The organism is Marinomonas spartinae (genome assembly GCF_900089775.1).
In the GTDB taxonomy this organism is placed as follows: Bacteria; Pseudomonadota; Gammaproteobacteria; order Pseudomonadales; family Marinomonadaceae; genus Marinomonas; species Marinomonas spartinae.
In genome coordinates this window covers 161,082-182,624 of sequence record NZ_FLOB01000005.1, presented here as the reverse complement: position 1 = coordinate 182,624, position 21,543 = coordinate 161,082, and the positions used below count along the sequence as shown (strand labels likewise).

Here is a 21,543-nt window from a genome sequence, read left to right as displayed (position 1 = left end):
AAGCCCCTATTTAGCAGCATCTATTCGTTCGAATATTTTCTCAATTTTTTCCTTGAGTGCGACGGCAGTAAAAGGCTTAACAACATAACCGTTTACCCCGGCTTGAGCTGCCGAAATGATCTGATCACGTTTGGCTTCCGCTGTTACCATCAATACAGGAATACTTTTGAGTTTATCATCAGCTCTAACCGCTCGAAGCAATTCAATTCCAGTCATACCGGGCATGTTCCAATCGGTTACTAAGAAGTCAATTGTCCCTGCTTGAAGAATCGGTAATGCTGTCGTTCCATCATCCGCTTCAACTGTATTGGTAAATCCCAAATCCCGTAACAAGTTTTTGATGATACGTCTCATTGTCGAGAAATCATCAACAATCAGGATCTTCATGTTTTTATCCAATGCAACCTCCACAACCCAAAGGTAGTATTTCACAATTCATAATTTAATCTCGCCAATCACTTAATCGAGCTCTTAATCTAAGAGCAGCCTGACTATGAATTTGACTGACTCTCGATTCACTAACACCTAAAACAGCGCCAATTTCTTTTAAATTCAATTCATCATTATAATATAAAGATAAGACCAGTTTTTCTCTTTCTGGTAATTGATCAATTTCATTTGCTAATTGATCTTGAAACCCACTTTCTTCAGCCAAAAAGTAAGGTGTGGTGCTTACTTCGTCACTGAATGTATCCAATACACCACCATCATCCGACTCTAACATTTCTTCATAGCTAAATAGCTGTGTCGTCATCGATGAGTGAATGATGTCGTGATATTCCTCAATACTGATATTCATGTGGGCCGCTACTTCCATATCGGAAACATCACGCCCAGCTTTAGCCTCGAGTTCTTTAATGGCGGCACTTACCGCCCGTCCATTGCGCCTTACCGAGCGAGGTGCCCAATCAGTCTTACGAATTTCATCCATAATAGAGCCACGAATCCGAATACCAGCATAGGTTTCAAAACTGGCACCTTTATCAGACTCAAAGCGTTTATAGGCTTCTATCAGCCCCATCATTCCGGCTTGTGTCAGATCGTTCACGTCCACAGTATTGGGTAAACGCGCTAACAAGTGATAAGCGATTTTTTTTACTAAATAGCCGTATTGCTCGACAATGGCATCAATCGATAATGTCGCTTTTCTAGTATAGGTGTCGTATCCGTTTTTGGTCTGCATAAAGATAAATCAGCAACCTTTTACTATTTGAGTCTGATGCACAGAATAACTGTACTACATAGTTCCATATCGCGCTCATCCAAATAACATAATTTTACTAACTACCATATCTTAGTGACCCATAGATCTGGCTGTAGTGCTCTGCTGTATAAACGGCTCGGCTAATTAAGTTATGTGCACGAGCAGGTTCTATATCATCAGGAATTCTTTGTCCATCGGCGATGTAAACAACAGGTAAGCCCTCTTCGATAACCACGCTAATGGCTTCACCAAGAGACGCTGACTCGTCTAATTTACTTAATACACACCCATCAAGCTGAACTTGAGAATACACATCAACAACAGACTTAAGCACCTGTCTTTGACTTGTACAAGGTAAAACTAACAGTTTTTTCAAACTGGAACGCGCTCTTTTGATCATTAGCAATTGCCGTTCAAGGTTAGAATCCCTTGGATTCATCCCCGCAGTGTCGACTAAAACTAAAGAGTAATGGGCGTATTTAGCAAGTACTTCATTTAAATCAGAGTATTCATTCACAACCTCTACAGGAATATTTAAAATCCGACCAAAAGTACGTAATTGCTCATGGGCGGCAATCCGGTAGGTATCGGTTGTGACTAATACAATACTTTCTGAGCCATATTTCAAAACATGCTGGGCCGCAATTTTACCAATGGAGGTCGTTTTTCCTACTCCCGTCGGCCCCATAAAAGCAATGCATCCTTTCAACTCTGCCGAACTTGAGCGTACAGGAATATAATCCGCAAGATGAGCAAGCAATCGATTCCAATCATCCTCTCGGCCCTTTAGATCAATATCATCTAATAGTCTAGAGGTTATCAAATCAGACAAGCCCAAACGCTTTAACTTTTCTCTAGCTTTCGCTTCAACAGAATTTTCTTTAGGTTGCATCGACGACTGTTGACGCTGTTGCTCCAACATTTCTTTGACGCGATGTAGTTCCTGCTCCATCGCATGAAGCTGACTATCACCTTCTTTATTTTGTTTTAAAGAAAGTGCTTCTTCCAATACGGGTTCGTCTTCATCGTCCTCGATAGGTGGCATATCAAATGATGGCGACGATGATTTAGGACTGGTGTCTGTTGGGGTTTGCTGCTTTGCTCTTTCTATACGTTCAAAATACTCAGCCGAAGGGTCTTGATACGCTTCTTTTCGACGCTCTTCAGAAGGTCTAAACGTTGATGTAGAAGGTTTTTTTTGCACCATACTTGAAGGCAAAGAACCATCATAGTCTAGCGCAATAACAATCTCTATCTCACCAGTGGGGAGGCGTTGATTCGACAAAATAACCGCATCAGGGCCCACAGCGTCACGGACTTTCCGTATCGCTTGGCGCATGTCGGGAGCTCGAAACCGCCTAATTTGCATGTATAATTGAATCCTTTTAGTGTATTTAACCTTACAAATCCATAGCTTACCCGAAAGACTTTGATAAATATAGAGACTAATTGATCACAATTGCTACAGACTATTGACCAATCACACCAACAACGGTAATTCGCTTATGATCTGGCACTTCTTGGTAAGACAAAACGGACATATTCACCATACCATAGCGCATAAAACGGGCTAGCATCGGTCGTATTGGTGCTGACACTATCAGTATAGGTGTATTTCCCATTGCTTCCTGCTGTTCTGCAGACTGTTTAAGAGAAGATTGTAACTGTTCAGCCATTTTTGGCTCTAAAATAAGCGCTTCTTCATTCTTAATGCCTGATTGCTGACTCTGCTGAACCGTTTGCATCAGCATTTTTTCCAATTGAGGATCAAGTGTTAGTACAGGAATCTCCTCTACTCCATCCGCTAAGGTTTGGATAATTAAACGAGACAAAGCCGTTCGAACGGCTGCGGTTAACACCATAGGATCCTGACTTTTTGGCTGCACACCCATGATAGCCTCGGCAATGGTGCGCATATCACGAAGCGGAACCCCCTCAATCAATAAGTTCTGCAATACTTTTAATAAAATACTCAACGGAATGGTATTTGGCACCAGTTCCTCAGCCAACTTCGGATTGTACTGTTTGAGCAAGCTAAGCAATTGCTGGACTTCATCATGACCAATTAATTCATAGGCATGCTTGTGCATAATTTGGTTAATATGGGTGGCCACCACCGTACTCACATCCACCACAGTATAACCGTAGGTTTGTGCTTGATCGCGTTTTTTCGGGTCAATCCAAACAGCGTCCAAACCAAAAGACGGATCCTTACCTGCAATACCATCAATAGAACCAAATACTTGCCCAGGATCGATTGCCAGATCTTTATCAGGATGCACTTCCGCCTCAGCCAAACTCACCCCCATCAAGGTGACACGATAGGCATTGGGCATCAGGTCTAAGTTATCTCGAATATGAACACTGGGCACTAGAAACCCCAAGTCTTGCGACAATTTTCGACGAACCCCTTTAATCCTTGCTAATAGCTCCCCACCTTGGGATTTATCCACTAGAGGAATTAAGCGATAGCCAACTTCCAGCCCCAACATATCAACAGGCGCTACATCATCCCAACTCAGGTCTTTGCTTTCCGCTGGAGGTGAAACATCCGACGATGACGATCTGCTTGTAGACTGAGCTCCTGCCATCGCTTTGCGCTTTTTACGGTACTCAAGAAAATATGCAAAACCGCCTAAAGCAATAGCCAGAGACAAAAACGCAAAATGCGGCATGCCTGGCACAATCCCCATGATCCCCATGATCGCAGCGGCGATATACAATGCCTTTGGTGAACCAAACATCTGCGAGACAATTTGCGTCCCCATATCACCCGACTCGTTAACCCGAGTCACCATGATGGCAGCCGCAGTAGAAAGCATCAAAGAAGGAAGCTGAGCCACTAGACCGTCACCAATGGTCAACAGAGAATACCGCTGAATAGCTTCAGAAAAAGTCAAACCATGTTGCGACATCCCAATTGCCAAGCCACCGATTATATTGATCCCCAAAATAAGCAAACCCGCAATGGCATCCCCTTTTACGAACTTAGAAGCACCGTCCATGGAGCCATAAAACTCTGCTTCTGAGGCGATTTCAATGCGTCGTTGTTTGGCTTGGTCCGCATCAATCATCCCTGCGTTCAAGTCAGCATCGATGGCCATTTGTTTACCAGGCATGGCATCCAAAGTAAATCGAGCACTCACCTCGGATATACGCCCCGCCCCTTTTGTCACAACGGCAAAGTTGATGATCATTAAGATGGCAAAGACCACAAAGCCGACAACATAGTTACCCCCAATCACCACCTCACCGAAGGCTTGAATCACCTTACCAGCTGCATCTCCCCCTTCGTGACCATATAATAAAACAACACGAGTAGAAGCCACGTTTAATGCCAAACGCATCAGGGTTGAAACCAGCAAAACGGTTGGAAAGACAGCAAAATCTAATGGTCGCAAAGAGTAGATCGCGACCAACAAGACCACAATGGCGAGCGCAATATTAAAGGTAAAGAGGACATCAAGCAGAAACGCTGGAATCGGCAGTATCATCATGGCTAAAAGAGACAGAAGCAAAATAGGAATCCCAAGATTCCCGCTCACTATCCCTTTAAACTGACCAGTCATTTTTTGGCGATCAAAATTCACACGCGGTTCCCGCAGATATTAACAATCAATTTAGCTAGGATGGGGTATTACCATCCCATTGAAACTCTTCTGGTATATCAAAACGCGGCATGGTTTCGGGCCTTGGCGCGCCATGTCGTGCGTTACGCAGTTGATAAACATAAGCGAGCAATTGCGCTACTACTTTAAAGAGTCCATGGGGAATCTCCTCACCGATCTTAGTATGATGATAGATCGCTCGCGTTAGTGCTGGGGATTGTATCACAGGGATGTCATAGTGATTGCCTACTTCACGAATTTTCAACGCCATAAAGTCGCTTCCCTTAGCAATCATTATGGGAGCTTGCCCCCCACTTTGATTATATTTCAATGCTACAGAAAAGTGTGTCGGGTTGGTAATAATAACATCCGCTTCAGGGACATCAGACATCATGCGATTCATCGCGGCTTGACGTTGCAACTGCCGAATACGTCCGCGAACTTGAGGATCCCCTTCCTGCTGCTTGTACTCATCTTTCACTTCTTGTTTGGTCATTTTTAACTTTTCTTTATGGGACCAAATCTGAAACGGCACATCTATTGCGGCAATCAACGCCAAAGACAAACTAATAAAGATAAACGCCCACATCACCATATCAATGCCATGAGAGACGGCTGGACGAATGGATTGAAAAGTCAACTCCAGTGCTTCGGGTAAATAGTGATAAATAACCAGTGTCGATACAAAAGCAACAAGAGCAACTTTGGCGATTGACTTGAGCAATTCAACTAAAGACTGAACGGAAAACATCCTTTTTAAGCCAGTAATTGGATTGATCTTACTGAACTTAGGCATTAAGGGCTCCCATGAAAAATTCAGCCCTCCCAGCATAATACTGCCAATAATCCCTGCTACAGCCAGCACCAACAAGGTCACAATTAACGATTTCATCATCTCAACAATCGAACCATAAAGATGAAAAATCATCCGACTGACATCAAACAGGTCAGACCTATCCATCGTAAAGTTGAAACGAAACACGCTTCCTAGGTCCTTCGCCATCAAGACTCCGGTGCTATATAGCGCCACAGCAGCCACAATCAGCAACAGAGCAGAGCTTAGCTCTTTTGAGCGAGCAATATTCCCCTTTTTTCGCGCATCCTCGAGCTTCTTACTACTGGCACTTTCCGTTTTTTCACTACCGTCTTCGTTTTCAGCCATGTAAACGAGCTCCCCATGTATCTTTCATCCAGATCGTTAACTCATGAAAGAATAAACGATAGATATCCAAAAAGTCCCCTAACATCATCCAGAAGAAGAACAGAGAAAAAAGCATAATGACAGGAAAACCTAACGCAAAAACATTTAACTGAGGGGAAGCCTTTGCCACCACACCAAAGGCTAAATTCATAATTAGGACAGCAATAGCCAAAGGCAGCACTACTAACAACGCTTTCTCAAACATCCAACTCCCTAACTGAACCAGTTGCCAATAGTGTTGGCTATCAAATCCACTACCAATAGGCCAATATTTAAAGCTCTCCGCTAAGTATTCGATCATCACCAAATGACCGTCTGTACCTAAAAACGCCAACGCCACCATCGACATATAATATTGGCCCATGGTCGCCACCGACACCCCATTGGCTGGATCGTTTGACATAGCAAACCCCAACCCCGCTTTCATGGCCGCCAACTGCCCAGCCATAGAAAAGGTTTGGAATAAAATCGTCACCACAAAACCTAATGCAAAACCAATAATCAGTTGCTCAGCAATAAGTACCACAAATGCAGGAGAAATCGCATCATAATGAGGTACTTTCACAACGGGTGTAATAATGATAGCAACTAAAAATGAAAATGCGATACGGACACGGCTATTAACAAGCCGACTACCAAACAGGGGCAGCGCCATGAAAAAGGCAGCGATACGAAAAAAGGGCAGTAAAAAACTAATAACAAGATTAATTAATTGATCCGGATGAAGCTCAAGCATTAGCCAATCATCATTGGAATATTAATAAAAAGGTTAGTGGTAAAATCCATCAATTTAGTTAAAATCCACGGACCAAGCTGCATAATAACCAAAATAGTCACGATCAAACGAGGGAGGAATGATAGGGTTTGCTCGTTAATCTGTGTGGCGGCCTGAAAAACACTAACAATCAAACCGACAACCAAACTCGGCGCCATCACAGCCGCAACAATCACAACAATTAAATAAAAGCCTTGTCCATAGAGATCTAAAACAACTTGTGGATCCATAACTACATCCCAAAACTTGCTGCAAGCGTCCCCATAATCATAGACCAACCGTCTACCATCACAAAAAGCATAATCTTAAACGGCAAGGAAATGATCACCGGAGACAACATCATCATCCCCATTGCCATCAAAACACTAGCCACCACCATGTCTACAATCAAAAATGGAATAAAGATCATAAAGCCAATTTGAAATGCCGTTTTTAGCTCACTGGTCACAAACGCTGGCATTAGAATGGTAAAAGGTAAGGTATTTAGTGACTGGATCTTCCCTTCTTTACCAGCTAACTTCACAAACAAAGCAATATCGTCTTTACGGGTTTGAGCAAGCATAAAGTCCCTCATAGGCTTTTCTGCTGCCTCGACCGCCTGTAACGAGGTCATTTTATTATTCAAGTAAGGCTGTAAAGCCACTGCATTTATCTTATTCATCGTTGGCGTCATAATAAATAAGGTCAAAAAAAGCGCCATACCAATCAAAATTTGGTTTGAAGGTGTCTGCTGTAAACCAATCGCCTGACGCAAAATAGCTAATACAACAATAATTCGTGTAAAAGCCGTCATCATCATCAATGCCGCTGGTAACAAGGTTAACGCGGTCATTATGAAGAGAATTTGCAGGGATACTGAGTACTCTTGACTACCGTCCGGATTCGTTACCACATTGACCGCAGGCAAACCAGCTTCAGCCCAAGAGATAGAAGGTAATATTAAAAGACTAAGCAATAATAGAAGACGAATCACGATGAGGCCTCGCGAGTCGTGGGGCTATCATCATTTGGGGAGATACTATTATCATGAGAAGTACTATTATCGTGAGCAGTACTGTTATCAGCCTTGTCTTGCAGTGACACTTCCCCCATTAATTGCGCAAAGGCCTTACTATTCGGCGTGAAACTTTTGATGTGATTAATAGAGTGAGGTGTAACACCAATCAAAATTTTCTCCTCTTCCACCTCCACAAGAATCAACTTTTCCTTTGCTCCGAGTGATTGACTACTAATAATTCGAATATCAGATTTACTCAATTTCATCTGAGCAAACTGTAACTTCTTCACGACCCAAAGACTTGCAGGAATGAAAGCAATGATAAAAATCAGCGACGCAACCACTTTCCAGATAGAATAAGTCGATGTCATGGTAGGAATCGACCCTGAATCGGCTAAAGAATTGGCATGCGCATAGGAAACAGCCATGCAAAGCATGGCTGTGATCAGAAATGTGTACGATTTTCTATAAACAGTCACGAGGTTACTTCAATCTTCTAATACGCTCACTAGGACTAACAACATCTGTTAGGCGGATACCATACTTATCATTCACCACAACAACTTCACCATGAGCAATCAGCGTACCGTTAACCAATACATCCAAGGGTTCACCCGCAAAGCGATCTAACTCGACAACAGACCCCTGTGTCAGCTGCATCAAATTTCGAATAGCAATTTCGGTGTTACCAAGCTCCATAGATAGCGTCACAGGGATATCCATAATAAGGTCAAGATCGGACCCAACACCACCACTTGGCACAGCAGGTGCGGACAGTGACTCTAGCTGAACAGGCTTTGCCTCCTGCTCGGACATCGCAGCAGCCCATTCGTCATCGACATCATCTTGTCCTCCGGTTTCTCCCGCTTCTGACATGGCAGCCGCCCACTCATCGGCAAGCCCTTCGTCCATCCCCTCTGCATCAGGATTTTGCTCTTCAGCCATATTACTTATTTACCTTGTTAGATTTAAAACTTTCTTCCATCTGAACAGAATAGCGCTCATTCGAAACCCCCAACTTTCCCTTAAAAGCAGGAACATTGTTCGCTCTTACAGTCACGAACTCGGGCATTTCAATAGGGATGATATCACCTGCCTTGAACTTTAAAACATCACCAAGCGAAATTTTACGGTTCGCTACATTGACTCTGAGGTTAACATTGATGTCCTTCACATCTTGCTCAAGGGATTTCCCCCAACGGTCATCCATTTCATCAACGTCACTTTGCACCCCTGCATCCAACAGTTCACGCACAGGCTCAATCATCGAATAAGGTAGGGTAATATGCAGTTCCCCACCCCCACCATCCAATTCAATATGAAAAGTAGAGACCACCACCACTTCACTCGGACTGACGATATTGGCCATCGCAGGGTTAACTTCTGAGCTGATGTATTCTAACTCAAGTTTTAGTACAGGGGCCCAAGCCTCTGTCAAGTCTTTAAACACTTGCTCCAGCATAAGTTGAACGATGCGGATTTCTGTAGGGGTAAATTCACGCCCCTCGATTTTGGCATGGCGACCATCCCCACCAAAAAAGTTATCTACTAATTTGAACACCAATTTGGCATCCAAAATAAATAGAGCCGTACTCCTTAACGGGCGAAATTTCACCAAATTCAAACTTGTCGGTACATACAAAGTATGCACATATTCGCCAAACTTCATAATTTGTAAACCGCCAGAAGATACGTCTGCCGTACGGCGCAGCAAGTTAAATAAACTAATACGAGTATAACGGGCGAAACGCTCGTTGATCATTTCCAGCGTAGGCATACGCCCACGGACGATACGCTCTTGACTGGTTATATCGTAAGAGGCAACACCATTAGCATCTCTATCGTCCTCTTCTTCTGGCTTTTCATCAGGGCCATGTAAGAGGGCATCAATTTCATCTTGAGAAAGTAAATCTTGTGCTGACATAAGACTTATTGCATCACAAAGCTAGTGAATAAAACCGCATCGATACCACCTTTACCTGTCTGTTGTTTCAGCAACTTATTGATGGCCTCCAGAGCAGATTTTTTCAGAGCCAACTTGCCTTCCATCGTTTTTAAATCGTTAAAAGATTGGCTGGAAAACAGCAGCACAAGGCTATTACGAATCAAAGGCATATTTAATTTTAGGGCGTCAATTTGTGACTGGTCTTTAGATTTAACCGTCATAGTAAGCTGCAAATAACGCTGTTGGCCATCCACAACAAAATCCAATACAAAAGGCTCATCGAACTTCAAATAAATAGAAGGCTGTTTAGAAAGCTCTGCGGCAGCTTCAGCAGATGATGCCCCGCCATCCGCTTCTGCGCTGGCCGCTTCATCAGATCCACTAAAAAAGAAAAAGTAAGCAGCAGCTCCACCACCACCTAATAGCACCACAGCAAGAGCAATGATGATAATAAGCTTCTTCTTACCACCTTTTTTGCCCTCTTCGGCATCAACCTCTAAATTATCTTCTTCTGCCATAATAAAATCCTTGGAAACACAGACTTATAAAACAACGCACAATACGCTTTAAGGAACCCTATTCTACAAAGAATAATGAATAGCACCATCACTTTCCTTCATTTTAGGCGTAGTAATCAATTCCTGCTGGTGTGACATAGGATATATTTCCAGAAACTGGCTCTTCTTCACCATTCTCTTGCCCTTTTAAAGAGCCTAAATTAAGTTGAGGTTGATAACTTTCTGCCGTCTGGTATTGAGTGCCAGACATGTCTTGCTGTGACACATCCACATTGACACTACCTAGATCCATCCCCTGTTGAGCTAACATATCACGAAGACGCCCCATCTGGCCTTCTAGTAAATCTCGCGTATGATGAGTTGCTGCTACAAAACTCACTTGAGTATTATTATTGCCACTGTCTACAGAGACTTTCACCGTTAAACTGCCTAACTCGGGAGGATCAAGCTTAATATGCGCACTATGAGCGCCATTATGAGCAACCCAAGCCACTTTTTGACTCATTTCCCCCGCCCAACCTGGGTGATTTGGTGGAACAGACATGGCTAGATTTTGCTGCTGAGTTGGTGTTAGCTGTGCCGGATTCGTAGCTCCTAACGCTGGCCCAGTAGCCGCTAAACGACCGCCATTGTTTGCAAGAGAACTGCCCATCCCTCCTGGATCTGAATCCTTAGCCACACCATCCAATTGCCCAACCATTTTCCCTATCATGGCCTCCTGCTCTTTTTTTCGTAGCTCTATGGGTTCATTGGCTGACAAACTAGCCTTGGAAGCCCCCTTACCATTAAGAAGACCAGAGGCCTCCGTCGTTGAGTCAGCATTCGCTAAGATAAGAGGCGTATCCCCCCCCCCTGTCATAGGACTTTTTAATGCATTTGCGAGCGCCACTTGGTCGGCAACCTTACTTGTCGAAACCTGATCGCTTATAGACGGGGTTGCACTTGACGATTTCGGTGCTGAACCTGTACCACGAGCGGCAGCTGAAACACCTGCCACAGCAGCACTCACTGGCGCAATGGGATTTGCCCCCATTTGGGATAACACCCAAGAAAGCTCTCCATCTCCCGACTTTTTAGTCTCTTTTTTATCATTGGAAGATGGATCTGTTACTTTTTCAGCCCCCTTCTCGGACGCCTTTTTAGCACTTGCTAACGCTTGTTTTTGAGCCATAGGAGACAAGGCACTTAAATCAACACTCGAGGCAGCGGCCTTCGCTTTACCCTCGTTATTTTCTGCCGCCATTAATGCCCGTACTTCTGGCGGTATTTTACTCATTTTTGACGAAACAACATTGCTTTTACCGCCATCCCCCTGGACACCTTTTTGACCATGGGATACGAGCTCACCACTATTTGCTTTTAATAAAAGGTCTGTCGTTTCTTTCGTCTGTGGCGAGACAACCTCCCCTTTTTGCAAGGCCTCAGTGTTCTCCATCACGGGGTTTCCGTTTTGATCAAGCTGAACGCTATTCAGAGACGAATTTTTCACAGGATGACCATTTTGATCAAGCTGAACAGTATCAGGTAAAACCGCTTTCGTTGGTTGGCCATTTTGATCAAGATGTACAGCTGTTGTTTGAACATGGGTCGCTTCAGTATTTAACGCTTTCAAACCAAGGGCGCCGGCAGCTGAAGGGACTACTTTATCTCCTTTTGCATCTAATAGTTGTTGCTCTCCTTCTTTCCCTTTAAGAGTCAGATGGCCAGTGACACCATTAGCAGCGGTTTTACTCACAGCCAAATGAGGCTGGCCGTCAACCATCTGCACCATACCGTTTTGACTAGATCGGTGGAGGGTATTCTCATGGCCACTCGAAGAGACTTGCTTACTGACGGCCTCTCCTACCTTACTCTCGCTAGATGGCTCTTGCGAGCCAGTGAGATTTGGAGCGCTTTTAACTAACTTACTATGCTCAACACTATCGCTATTAATCAGGTTATTAGCAACATGACCATCAACACTCACCGTACCATTGACAGACTTGCCGGTTTGCGTGGTGTTTAGCTGCTCTTGCGATGAAATCATCCCCGTTGTTGAAGGGGTTGTCTCCCCTGATTGGGAGAAATGCGAAGAAGGCTTTTCAAGCTGAATAGCTGAATCTGTTCCCGCCCCTGAAGATACAACAATATGGGGATTGCTACTTTTAGTCTTTACTCCACCTTCACTGGAGTTAACCCCCTTCAACTTCCCATCCGTACCATGGTTTTCCTCTGGCGAGGATTCACCTTCAGACTGCAATCTATTGCCGCTTACGTCAGTTTTAACGGATGTATTACTGACACCATTTTCAAGTCCCCCAGCTCCTTTTTGTGCTTTGCTCTCTTGGACGCCATCAGCATCTTTAGGCGTTGGATCAGGAGGTATGGATGAAGAGGATTGCCGTGTGTCATTTGTCGGCTCTTTCATTGAACGGCCGTCACTAGATGCAGACGAGTCTAAGGCTTGCTTTGCTCGATTAAAGTCATCAGCAAACTGTCCTTGCGATGGCTCAGATGCCTCAGGCGATAAGGTAGATTTAGACGACACATTTGATGACGGTGATAACACCGAGTTGACTGTTGCTTGCATAATACCCTCCAGCGATATAACAAGCCATGCAAGACAGAGGCCAACCTAGGTATTCTTTTCTGGACGCCAATGGAAATGGGCGGTTACCGTTCGACCGCCATTAGAAAAACTGATTTTCTGACAAATCTGATACAATAATGCCAAGCCGCGATTATAAGGCACATCAGTAGACCCTAAAGTGAAGTCTAATGATTCATAATCAAAGCCTTTACCACTATCCTCCACTTCTAAAATCAATTGCCCTAACTGTTTATCCGAGACAACCTTGGCAGAAATCTTCACAAAACCATCTTGCAAAGAAGCTAATGCCTGTTCACGCTCTTTATAATAAACAGAAAAACCATCTAGGGTATTTTTCTTACTGGAATCCAAACCTAATACACCATGCTCTAGCGCATTAGAATACAACTCCGACAATATCATAAACACTTGGCTAGAATAGCTACTCAGTCCAGGCACAGTGGTGATGATTTGCAAGACATAAGGCAGAGGATCCGTAGTTCTAAGAGACTCTGCACTGAGTTTGTATTCAAACGAAAAATCAGCTGGCAAATCCACCGAGCCAGCAACCTCTTGATCAGACAGAGAATTTACACCGATACAAGTATCAAGAGATATACCCAAGCAGGAAATATCATCATGGGGGTTATCTAACACCCCCTCAACCTTTAAACGATCGACCAACCAGTGAATACTGTCGCTGGGCTTAACGTCTCCCTCGTAAAGCGGCTTGAGAACTGACTCACAAAACATCACGCCATTGCGGTCAGCTGCCTCATAGACACCATCAGAGTAGGAAATAAGCGTGTCACCAGGCACATAAGAGATAGGTTCAACAACACACTCAAACCGAGTAGGTGACACTGCACCAAGGGGAAAATTTTTAGAAATTAAGTGCCTTGGCTCCTTTTTCGATTGCGAAAAAAACAATAAATCTGGCAACCCGCCATTCCAAACCTCAACATTTTTTTCATTCGCTTTAATATCAATAAAAGCGGCGCTGCAAAACATATTCGCCGGCAAAATGCTTTTCAACCGAGCATTCATCTCCGGAATAATTTGCCGCATCAAAAAGCCTTTTTTTGTCCAATCGAAGAAAATATCGGCGAGCGGCAATGCACCAATCGCAGCGGATAAACCATGACCAGTAAAATCCCCTAATAATAAATGCATACCACCATTAGGTTTATAAGCCGCTAAAATCACATCACCATTAAATGTATGACTAGCATGATGGTAAGTCGTTATCGCAGGATCATTAAGACAGTTGGAGTGAGTGATATTTTCATAAATTTCTTTCGCCATCTCTTGTTCATGAACCAACTGTTCATTGTACCAAGCCATGGCATCACGCTGATCTTCTAGCGTTTTTTGCATTACTAACAAACGCGCAATAGCATTCAGTTTTGCCGTAACCAATGCAGGATTATAAGGCTTGGCAATAAAGTCTGCGCCACCGACTTCGAGGCAATTAGACAAAGCAACAGGGTCTGTCACCCCGGAAAGAAATACAATAGGAATAAAACTATCTAGAGCAAGGTTCTGAATTTCAACAGCAGCTTCCCAACCATTTTTATGCGGCATTCTGACATCTAAACAGACTAGTTGAATAACCTCTGGATCAAAAAGATCAACAGCCTCTTGTCCATCTTTCGCAACAATCACATGATGACCAAACTGCTTTAGCATGGCACCCAACAGCAATCGATCCGATGGATTATCATCAGCAATTAAAATAGTTAAAGCACTTTTCATATACTACTCAGATATATCGAACAAACGGTTAAAGTTTGCCATTTTCAATAAATCATTTACCGCCTTTGAACTATTTGTTAAAGCGACATGGGACTCTTCACCGCCCGCATAGTCCCTTAACAAGAGCAGCATCCCTAAAGCCGAGCTATCAAGGTACTCAACATGCGCAAGATCCACTTCGTAACTTTTGGCTCGTGGAGCCAAAACAAAAGCATCTCGAAAAACCTTATGACAACTGTAATCAAAACGGCCATTAACACGTATTACGAGGTGCTCAACATTTGCATCAAATACATTTTCAACCACTATATACTCCTTGAGTTATAGCAATTGAAGTCACTAGAACTCATCTATTTGGCTGTTATTATCATTCTTGGAAATCAAGCCAACCTGTGAAGCCTCACCCTGCTGATAAGAGCGCTCTTTGTCCAGCAAGACATGAATACGCTCCCCTAGCTCAACGACTGATTGTTTTGCTCGTTCCAGCCTAGCCAATCCGACACTTCTATCTGCTGATAACAGGGACAGGGTTGAATCAACCATTTCTTTAATAGACTCAATATGCCTTTGAACCGTATCAATGTCGTGATTCAAGTCCATCGAAAAACGTCGACGTACCGCTTCACTTTCTCCTTCTGTTGCTGCTAAACTCGATAGGACGCCTGCTCTAACCTCGTTAAGGCAACGATAGACTTCGTCCAGCAACATAGCATCACCTGCTATATCTTTTTCTACCATTGTTAGCCTTTGCAACAGCAACTCGTAACCAACTAATACGGAATCATGAATCTGCTCAGATAAATACGACATAGATCCAAGCTCATCCAGTAACTGCAAGTCTGGCAGTGGATGAACCACTTCTTTAGGCACCACTAAGACATCTTTATCATAAGAATGATTGTCGTTTATTTCTTTATTTAAAAGGGTTTCGATTTGTTGTAGTTTAGTAATCTTGACCTTATAATCAGCCTCGTTTTGCTGCTCTTGCGCGCACTCAAGTAAAGACAGCACCCTCTGTCTTACCCCTTCCAAGTCACTAGAAAATGTTGAAAAAGGCGAGTCTTCACGCAAAATTCGAATAGGTAAACTCCAAACATCTTGCCTCATTAGCTCGACACTTTTGCGAATCACCTCAATCTCAGCTACCTCAGACAAAGAGGTTAGTGTCATCAAATAGTAATCAGAAGCTTCCTGCTCTTCTTCAACATTGGTCTTGCCATCACCGATCCGTTGAATGTGAATAACATAATTACCTTCCGCTAATAGCAGACGCGCCTCATTTAGTCCTAATAATACACGGCTAGATAATTGCTCACCTAACGGACTGTCCAAACCATCATCAATCTCAAAATACGCTTCAAATTTTTCAATATTGTTTTTCCATAGCGCCATCAATCCCTGACTCACCCAAACAACATCACCATTATGCTTGGCAATCAGAAAAGGGGAGTTTAACTGGCCTATTGCCAACTGGATCACATCCAAGCGATCTAGTGCAGCTTGGCGATCAAACTCCCGTGACGACAATTCATTATCCAAAAGACGCCCTATATCAGTGAATTCATCTATACGATGATAATTGACATCCTGCGTCAAACCACCCTGCTTATGGTGCTCAATGACAAGCTGCAAGTGAGATAAACCTTTAGATAATCGTCGAACAAAATAATAACCAAACAAAATAACAATAACGGCCAACCCACCAAGTATGGCAAAAAGCAGCCAAGTCATTTTATGAGTGAAGACTGTATAATTAAAATCCTCCGAGACTTCCACCTCCATCAATTTAATGTCAATGCGGTTATTCTTTTTGATAATGCCATAAATATAAGAACGCTCTTGGGCACTTATCGGAACATTCTCTTTTACTTTTTTTTCAATCTTTCTCAAAAAAGACAATACATCATCAACATTGAGTTCAGACAGTTGATAGTCTTCTTTTTTCAGCACACCTAACTGCAAATTGATTTCAGAATATTCATTCACTAGAGAATTATGTATCTCCTCGACAGAATGTACATTTTGCGGGGCGGCAATCTGACTATCACTAATAGAAAGCCACTCCAACCAATCAATTTCAGCATGATGAAGCCTATTTTCTAACGATAGCAAATCATTATTATGTGAGGAGCTCTGATGGGATCCAATATCCATAAACTTATATAAGCCAAAAGCGCTAATAATCAACAATAAAACAATACAGAAAAACCCTTTTTGCATTGCATTTACTAGCTGCGCCCTTGGCTGACTAAAAGGAGAATGTGGCTTTTTCATAATTCATTATTCCTTTGGTAAAGACAACGCCGGCCAAACAAAGGCAACAAAGTCATCAACGTTTCTTGTATTAAGAATATAGTCTTTATTATTTTCATTACTACAAAGAGTCACAACAAAGTCAGTCTCTTTTTGCACTATAAAAGAAGCGATGTCTTCACATGGCTCTATTGATACTTTCTCGTGCCATACACACGTTTGAGCATCAATAACAAAACCTCCTAAACCTTTTATTACTATAGAGAAAGCTACCGTTTTATCGCCTATCCCTCTAATAAAGCGCTGAAAATACTGTATACCATAAACCAATACTTCCCCGACTTTTTTACACACATCATAGGGCAATATAGCTTGAACTAGACTAGCTTCAAGCCAAATAGAAACACCTGATACAGTCAATTGATAATAACCATTTTTTGTCGCCTCTTTGATGTCATTCCTTTTAGGGGCGACATAATTTACGAAAGACACATTTTCCATTAACCAAGGCTCTAAAAAGACATCTCCATAGCTCGTAAGCCAGATATTTTTCGCCAATTGTCCAATACAATCACAGTACCCACATACGGCTTCAGAAACCGTTACCTTGGAACAAACAACTGCATACAGTTTCCCACCTTGCGAAATCAAGACAACTTGCTTGCCCCCCTCTAAGACAGCACTCTTCTCACTCATTTCATCTAATGTTGTAGCAGCAAAGACAACTTGTGCTATACGCCCTTCTTGATAGCTATAGCACCATTTATTTTCATGACCATCTACTTGGTATAGAGCTAAAGGATCAAAAGGGTAAACGCCTTGGCAATCGCCTTGATCCAACACAAAAACATGATGTTTACTTTCTACCACATATACATTGGAGGAAAGGTGATCCCTCCCCAAATAAATAAGCGCATTGCACTTATCCTGACTCAACATGGACGACGAATCATTCTTTTCACCTTGAAAGTATGCCCAAAAAGCACCGGATATTCTTATTGGCAAAGCAGACAGAGTAGGGCTATCGAATGATATTGGATGAACTAAGTCAGTAAAGGGAACTCGACGAGAAGCCTGTTCAATCTGTCCCACAAAGTTCACAGGAGAAAAACATTCAGCAAAAGCTTGGTAAACATTAGAATGAATCCACGCTGCTAAAGTATCCAATACATAATAATGCTCTTGCCTTGGTAAGTAACTTGACAAAAAAAGGCTTGAATAAGTGGCGGCAGGAAAAGTGATCTGCTGTACTGAATTTGTTTTCTTACTCTCTTCTTCAACACCAAGACGCCATGTAAGGTGAGTATACTGCGACTGTAACCAAGCCATTGGCTGAGGCGTTTTCAGGTTAATAATGCCATTAAGCTCTTCTTCTGAAGAGGCACTGTCAAGATGGAAAGCTACCTCACCAATTTGAGATAATGATTGCAATATCTTGCTTAATGGGAAACGAGAAGACTCCTTGAATTCAGTATAATAATGGCATACAGGGGAATAAGCCCGACGCCCAAGTGAAGCCTCTAATACTTGCCAACAAGTACGCTGCCGATCTAATAAAAACAGGGCTTGTTCGCTATAATCCCCCTCAAGAGAAGACGCATAAATAACTTGTTCCAAGGCATCCGATGCCTCAAAGAACGCCTGATATAAATCGGCATCATAAACAGCACCCAGCCTAATCGAAGACTCCACAGCCTCCTGCATTAACTCTAAACGAGCCAGAAAGGAGAGGGAATTAACATCCTGTTTTGCTTGCTGACGAAGCAATGAAATGGCCTTTCCTAGCGCTATCATTCCTTGTTTTGGCGAAGACGAATACAAATAGAGTGCAGAAGAAAGGCTACTCAGAGAGGAAAAAACGGTAGGCGTATGGTTTTCTAGCAACATCCTTTCCCCCCTCGTCCATCTTTTCCTTTAAACATTCAATCGTTATTATTGAAAAAACGCCGCATAGAAAGCTCATCATTTTGCTGCTGTTCCTTTCTATCTTCCTGCGCTTGCTCAATTTTCTTATATTTGTTTTTTAACCAATCCATGCTTTGCGTTTTGACTTTTGCCTCCTGCCACCCTCGCATTGTCATATCGGCTTGCTGTTCAGATCGACCTATAGCGGCTTCTTGTTGATGAATGGCCTGCTGAACACGATCCACAAAATGCTGGTAATTGGTTGTCAAATATGGACTTAACCCTAACAAGTTACGTTCTGACTCGTACTGACCCGCATACTCTTTCAACTCGTTAAGCTTGTTTTTATCGTATTCTACTTTAGCTCTATCGTTAGCGAGTTGCCTAGAAATGGCCTCCTCTTTTCGCTTAGCGAGATCAATTAAAAGCTGTACTCGTTGTGATTTAGGCTTCATATTCACTCTCTATCTAGGCTTAACGCTCGAATCCGTATTGTGCACTTAAAACAACCACAAGGGCCATCTTGTCTTTTTAGACGATGACAATAAAGTAATAATGACAAACCATAGAAAAAAAGGGTATTTATTTGCACCTTTTATGCCTATTCCTTATTAAATACTAGACGATATCAGGCTTCAATGTATAAATTGCTTAACAAAAACGTACTCTTACTCTTTTGTCATAGCAGCAACGAGTGCCTCTAGGCTTTCATCAATGGTGAATTTTTCGGTGAGGGATTGCTGAAGAAACGCTCTAATGTCTGGCATACGATAAATCGCTTGATCCAAATCCGGATCACTACCCTGATTATAAGCACCAATAGCGATTAAGTCCTGATTTTGCTGGTACTTCGAGTAAAGCTGCTTTATGCGCATTGCACCTTGCAAATGCGCCTCACTCACAATATTTGGCATGGCTCGAGAAATGGATGCCTCTATATCAATGGCAGGATAATGCCCCTCTTCTGCCAAACGGCGCGACAAGACTAAGTGCCCATCCAGAATCGCACGGGCAGCGTCAGCAATGGGATCTTGCTGATCATCCCCTTCTGTTAAAACCGTATAAAAAGCTGTTATAGAGCCACCACCATCACGGCCATTTCCCGCCCGTTCGACTAATTGAGGTAATTTCGAAAAAACTGAAGGTGGATAACCTTTGGTTGCCGGCGGCTCACCGACCGACAATGCAATTTCTCGCTGAGCTTGAGCATATCGAGTCAATGAATCCATCAAAAGCAAAACACTTTTTCCTTGATCTCGGTAATACTCGGCAATACGCGTAGTGAGCATAGCTGCTCGCAAGCGCATCAATGCAGAATCATCCGCTGGAGAAGCCACAACAACAGAACGAGCTAGCCCCTCTTCTCCCAAAATTTGCTCAATAAACTCTTTTACCTCTCGTCCCCGCTCACCAATCAGACCAACAATGGTGATATCGGCTTCAGTAAAGCGTGTCATCATGCCCAATAGCATACTTTTCCCCACCCCACTACCAGCAAATAAACCCAAGCGCTGCCCCTTACCAACTGTTAGAAGGCTATTAATCGCTTTAATACCAACGTCTAACGGTTCACTAATCGGCTTACGCTGCAAAGGATTAATAGCGTCACACTGTAACCCAACCGAGTCTTTGGCTTTCACTGTGCCTTTACCATCTAATGGCTTACCTAAACCATTAATAACACGGCCTAATAACTCCTCCCCTATTGGCAATCTACCTTCTTCAAGCATCGGCCGGACACGTGCTCCAGGGGAAATACCATCAATGGCCTCAGTGGGCATTAAATAGGTTAAATTACCGGTAAAACCAACCACTTCAGATTCAACCCAACGGTCTTTACGGACTTGAACTAAGCAACGATCCCCCAAAGCCACAATACAGCCTACCGCTTCCATGGTTAGCCCCACCATGCGTGTTACCTTCCCTTCCAACTGAGGGAGTAAAGAGGTAGATGAGATACTGAGTAGCTTTTGCAAGCGTTCTTCGAGAGTTGACACCAATAAGGCCTTATTGTTCGGAATCAGAAAGGTTGTGCAGCTCGTTACATACAGATTCTAAACGCTGCTCGACACGACCATCCACGTGAAATGACTTACAATCCAACACAAAACCGCCTTCGATCAGACTGGCATCTGGCTCGACTTGCAAGACAAGACGATCATCAACATCTAAAGACTCCAATACATCGACTGTATCAGGATGCAATTTCAAGCGTATACGTCCTTCAAATTCCCCCATTTCGTCAAAAATGCGCGCCAATTGATCTTTCAATACACGATGACCTTCTTCCTTCATTTGCGATAAACAAATATTTTCGACCATGCGTACCATCGTTTTGTACAGTAGAACCTCAACACCAGCACGACTTTCTTCCAGAGGATGGACGATTTCCTGAACCACGTTGGCTAACACGTTCTCTAACGCTTCTAACTGTGTTTTAGCAAGGTCTATGGCTTCGGAGTGGCCTTCTTCCTTACCCTTTTCAGCCCCTTTTTCAAACCCAGACTCAAAGCCATTTATCTCACCTTGTGCGCGTCCATCTTCATAGCCTTTCGCATGACCCTCTGCTTCGCCTTGAATGAAACCTTCTTCATAGGCTGCCGATCTTATTTCTTCCAACTGAGAGGCGGTTAAGGGCTCGTAAACCAAGCTATCTTGGTCCACTTCTTCCATCGTGACGGTTTCTTCTTTCTGAACAAGAATACCAGGAGAGAAAGCCTTTTTTTCTTGATTACTTTCTAAGTGTGGCAACTCCCAACGCTCATAAGCAGTTAGCTTACGCTCGGAGTCATCCTTTTTTTTATCTGACATTA

General features: G+C 43.1%; 20 protein-coding genes. All 20 read right to left on the bottom strand.

Going from position 1 to position 21,543, the window contains the following annotated elements; all coding sequences use genetic code 11:
• Nucleotides 1-6: 6 nt before the first annotated feature.
• The 20 genes from MSP8886_RS12640 to MSP8886_RS12545 all read right to left on the bottom strand — a co-directional run bounded on the left by MSP8886_RS12640 (nucleotide 7) and on the right by MSP8886_RS12545 (nucleotide 21,541).
• Nucleotides 7-387 (bottom strand): chemotaxis response regulator CheY, encoded by a 381-nt coding sequence (locus MSP8886_RS12640; protein ID WP_442399114.1) that lies wholly within the window; start codon nucleotides 385-387, stop codon nucleotides 7-9.
• Nucleotides 388-442: 55 nt separating this feature from the next.
• Nucleotides 443-1,183 (bottom strand): RNA polymerase sigma factor FliA, encoded by a 741-nt coding sequence (locus tag MSP8886_RS12635; protein WP_067016946.1) that lies wholly within the window; start codon nucleotides 1,181-1,183, stop codon nucleotides 443-445.
• Nucleotides 1,184-1,280: 97 nt separating this feature from the next.
• On the bottom strand, nucleotides 1,281-2,573 hold the full coding sequence (flhF, locus tag MSP8886_RS12630) for a flagellar biosynthesis GTPase FlhF (protein ID WP_067016944.1): 1,293 nt from the start codon (nucleotides 2,571-2,573) through the stop codon (nucleotides 1,281-1,283).
• A 100-nt stretch (nucleotides 2,574-2,673) separates the two neighbouring features.
• Nucleotides 2,674-4,794: a flagellar biosynthesis protein FlhA gene (gene flhA / locus MSP8886_RS12625; protein WP_083200944.1), complete on the bottom strand. Its 2,121-nt coding sequence runs from the start codon at nucleotides 4,792-4,794 to the stop codon at nucleotides 2,674-2,676.
• 34 nt (nucleotides 4,795-4,828) lie between these two features.
• Nucleotides 4,829-5,974, bottom strand: coding sequence for a flagellar biosynthesis protein FlhB (gene flhB, locus MSP8886_RS12620; RefSeq protein ID WP_067016943.1), 1,146 nt, complete (start codon nucleotides 5,972-5,974; stop codon nucleotides 4,829-4,831).
• Nucleotides 5,967-6,749 carry a flagellar biosynthetic protein FliR gene (gene fliR, locus MSP8886_RS12615; RefSeq protein ID WP_067016940.1) on the bottom strand — a complete coding sequence of 261 codons (783 nt, stop codon included), beginning with the start codon at nucleotides 6,747-6,749 and terminating at the stop codon, nucleotides 5,967-5,969. The genes flhB and fliR overlap by 8 nt, the downstream gene beginning before the upstream one ends.
• On the bottom strand, nucleotides 6,749-7,018 hold the full coding sequence (gene fliQ / locus MSP8886_RS12610) for a flagellar biosynthesis protein FliQ (RefSeq protein WP_067016938.1): 270 nt from the start codon (nucleotides 7,016-7,018) through the stop codon (nucleotides 6,749-6,751). Before fliQ ends, fliR begins: the two co-directional genes overlap by 1 nt.
• Nucleotides 7,019-7,020: 2 nt before the next feature.
• On the bottom strand, nucleotides 7,021-7,761 hold the full coding sequence (fliP, locus tag MSP8886_RS12605; RefSeq protein WP_067016936.1) for a flagellar type III secretion system pore protein FliP: 741 nt from the start codon (nucleotides 7,759-7,761) through the stop codon (nucleotides 7,021-7,023).
• Nucleotides 7,758-8,213, bottom strand: coding sequence for a flagellar biosynthetic protein FliO (gene fliO, locus MSP8886_RS12600; RefSeq protein WP_245659097.1), 456 nt, complete (start codon nucleotides 8,211-8,213; stop codon nucleotides 7,758-7,760). The genes fliP and fliO overlap by 4 nt, the downstream gene beginning before the upstream one ends.
• 55 nt (nucleotides 8,214-8,268) lie before the next feature.
• Nucleotides 8,269-8,730, bottom strand: a complete 462-nt coding sequence (gene fliN, locus MSP8886_RS12595) for a flagellar motor switch protein FliN (protein ID WP_067016932.1) — start codon at nucleotides 8,728-8,730, stop codon at nucleotides 8,269-8,271.
• A 1-nt stretch (nucleotide 8,731) separates the two neighbouring features.
• Nucleotides 8,732-9,709 (bottom strand): flagellar motor switch protein FliM, encoded by a 978-nt coding sequence (fliM, locus tag MSP8886_RS12590; protein ID WP_067016930.1) that lies wholly within the window; start codon nucleotides 9,707-9,709, stop codon nucleotides 8,732-8,734.
• Between the two features lie 5 nt (nucleotides 9,710-9,714).
• Nucleotides 9,715-10,248, bottom strand: a complete 534-nt coding sequence (locus MSP8886_RS12585; RefSeq protein WP_067016928.1) for a flagellar basal body-associated FliL family protein — start codon at nucleotides 10,246-10,248, stop codon at nucleotides 9,715-9,717.
• Between the two features lie 103 nt (nucleotides 10,249-10,351).
• The gene (locus tag MSP8886_RS12580) at nucleotides 10,352-12,817 is read right to left on the bottom strand and encodes a flagellar hook-length control protein FliK (RefSeq protein ID WP_067016925.1); all 2,466 of its coding nucleotides are present in this window, start codon (nucleotides 12,815-12,817) and stop codon (nucleotides 10,352-10,354) included.
• A 45-nt stretch (nucleotides 12,818-12,862) separates the two neighbouring features.
• Nucleotides 12,863-14,572 (bottom strand): fused response regulator/phosphatase, encoded by a 1,710-nt coding sequence (locus MSP8886_RS12575; protein ID WP_067016923.1) that lies wholly within the window; start codon nucleotides 14,570-14,572, stop codon nucleotides 12,863-12,865.
• Nucleotides 14,573-14,575: 3 nt separating this feature from the next.
• Nucleotides 14,576-14,878: an STAS domain-containing protein gene (locus MSP8886_RS12570; protein ID WP_083200943.1), complete on the bottom strand. Its 303-nt coding sequence runs from the start codon at nucleotides 14,876-14,878 to the stop codon at nucleotides 14,576-14,578.
• A gap of 33 nt (nucleotides 14,879-14,911) precedes the next feature.
• Nucleotides 14,912-16,846 (bottom strand): methyl-accepting chemotaxis protein, encoded by a 1,935-nt coding sequence (locus MSP8886_RS12565; protein ID WP_067016919.1) that lies wholly within the window; start codon nucleotides 16,844-16,846, stop codon nucleotides 14,912-14,914.
• 6 nt (nucleotides 16,847-16,852) lie between these two features.
• Nucleotides 16,853-18,712 carry a hypothetical protein gene (locus MSP8886_RS12560; protein WP_067016917.1) on the bottom strand — a complete coding sequence of 620 codons (1,860 nt, stop codon included), beginning with the start codon at nucleotides 18,710-18,712 and terminating at the stop codon, nucleotides 16,853-16,855.
• 35 nt (nucleotides 18,713-18,747) lie between these two features.
• A complete protein-coding gene (fliJ, locus tag MSP8886_RS12555; RefSeq protein WP_067016915.1) occupies nucleotides 18,748-19,185 on the bottom strand; it encodes a flagellar export protein FliJ in 438 nt (145 codons plus the stop codon).
• A 213-nt stretch (nucleotides 19,186-19,398) separates the two neighbouring features.
• Nucleotides 19,399-20,727, bottom strand: a complete 1,329-nt coding sequence (gene fliI, locus MSP8886_RS12550) for a flagellar protein export ATPase FliI (protein ID WP_067016913.1) — start codon at nucleotides 20,725-20,727, stop codon at nucleotides 19,399-19,401.
• A gap of 10 nt (nucleotides 20,728-20,737) precedes the next feature.
• Nucleotides 20,738-21,541, bottom strand: coding sequence for a FliH/SctL family protein (locus MSP8886_RS12545; protein WP_067016911.1), 804 nt, complete (start codon nucleotides 21,539-21,541; stop codon nucleotides 20,738-20,740).
• Between the last annotated feature and the right edge of the window lie 2 nt (nucleotides 21,542-21,543).

What these genes read in the sequence shown, in the direction of transcription:
- MSP8886_RS12640 (WP_442399114.1), bottom strand. Translation starts at nt 387, where the DNA reads ATGAAGATCCTGATTGTTGATGATTTCTCGACAATGAGACGTATCATC.
- MSP8886_RS12635 (WP_067016946.1), bottom strand. Translation starts at nt 1,183, where the DNA reads ATGCAGACCAAAAACGGATACGACACCTATACTAGAAAAGCGACATTA.
- flhF (WP_067016944.1), bottom strand. Translation starts at nt 2,573, where the DNA reads ATGCAAATTAGGCGGTTTCGAGCTCCCGACATGCGCCAAGCGATACGG.
- flhB (WP_067016943.1), bottom strand. Translation starts at nt 5,974, where the DNA reads ATGGCTGAAAACGAAGACGGTAGTGAAAAAACGGAAAGTGCCAGTAGT.
- fliR (WP_067016940.1), bottom strand. Translation starts at nt 6,749, where the DNA reads ATGCTTGAGCTTCATCCGGATCAATTAATTAATCTTGTTATTAGTTTT.
- fliQ (WP_067016938.1), bottom strand. Translation starts at nt 7,018, where the DNA reads ATGGATCCACAAGTTGTTTTAGATCTCTATGGACAAGGCTTTTATTTA.
- fliO (WP_245659097.1), bottom strand. Translation starts at nt 8,213, where the DNA reads ATGGCTGTTTCCTATGCGCATGCCAATTCTTTAGCCGATTCAGGGTCG.
- fliN (WP_067016932.1), bottom strand. Translation starts at nt 8,730, where the DNA reads ATGGCTGAAGAGCAAAATCCTGATGCAGAGGGGATGGACGAAGGGCTT.
- fliM (WP_067016930.1), bottom strand. Translation starts at nt 9,709, where the DNA reads ATGTCAGCACAAGATTTACTTTCTCAAGATGAAATTGATGCCCTCTTA.
- MSP8886_RS12585 (WP_067016928.1), bottom strand. Translation starts at nt 10,248, where the DNA reads ATGGCAGAAGAAGATAATTTAGAGGTTGATGCCGAAGAGGGCAAAAAA.
- MSP8886_RS12580 (WP_067016925.1), bottom strand. Translation starts at nt 12,817, where the DNA reads ATGCAAGCAACAGTCAACTCGGTGTTATCACCGTCATCAAATGTGTCG.
- MSP8886_RS12575 (WP_067016923.1), bottom strand. Translation starts at nt 14,572, where the DNA reads ATGAAAAGTGCTTTAACTATTTTAATTGCTGATGATAATCCATCGGAT.
- MSP8886_RS12565 (WP_067016919.1), bottom strand. Translation starts at nt 16,846, where the DNA reads ATGAAAAAGCCACATTCTCCTTTTAGTCAGCCAAGGGCGCAGCTAGTA.
- MSP8886_RS12560 (WP_067016917.1), bottom strand. Translation starts at nt 18,712, where the DNA reads ATGTTGCTAGAAAACCATACGCCTACCGTTTTTTCCTCTCTGAGTAGC.
- fliJ (WP_067016915.1), bottom strand. Translation starts at nt 19,185, where the DNA reads ATGAAGCCTAAATCACAACGAGTACAGCTTTTAATTGATCTCGCTAAG.
- MSP8886_RS12545 (WP_067016911.1), bottom strand. Translation starts at nt 21,541, where the DNA reads ATGTCAGATAAAAAAAAGGATGACTCCGAGCGTAAGCTAACTGCTTAT.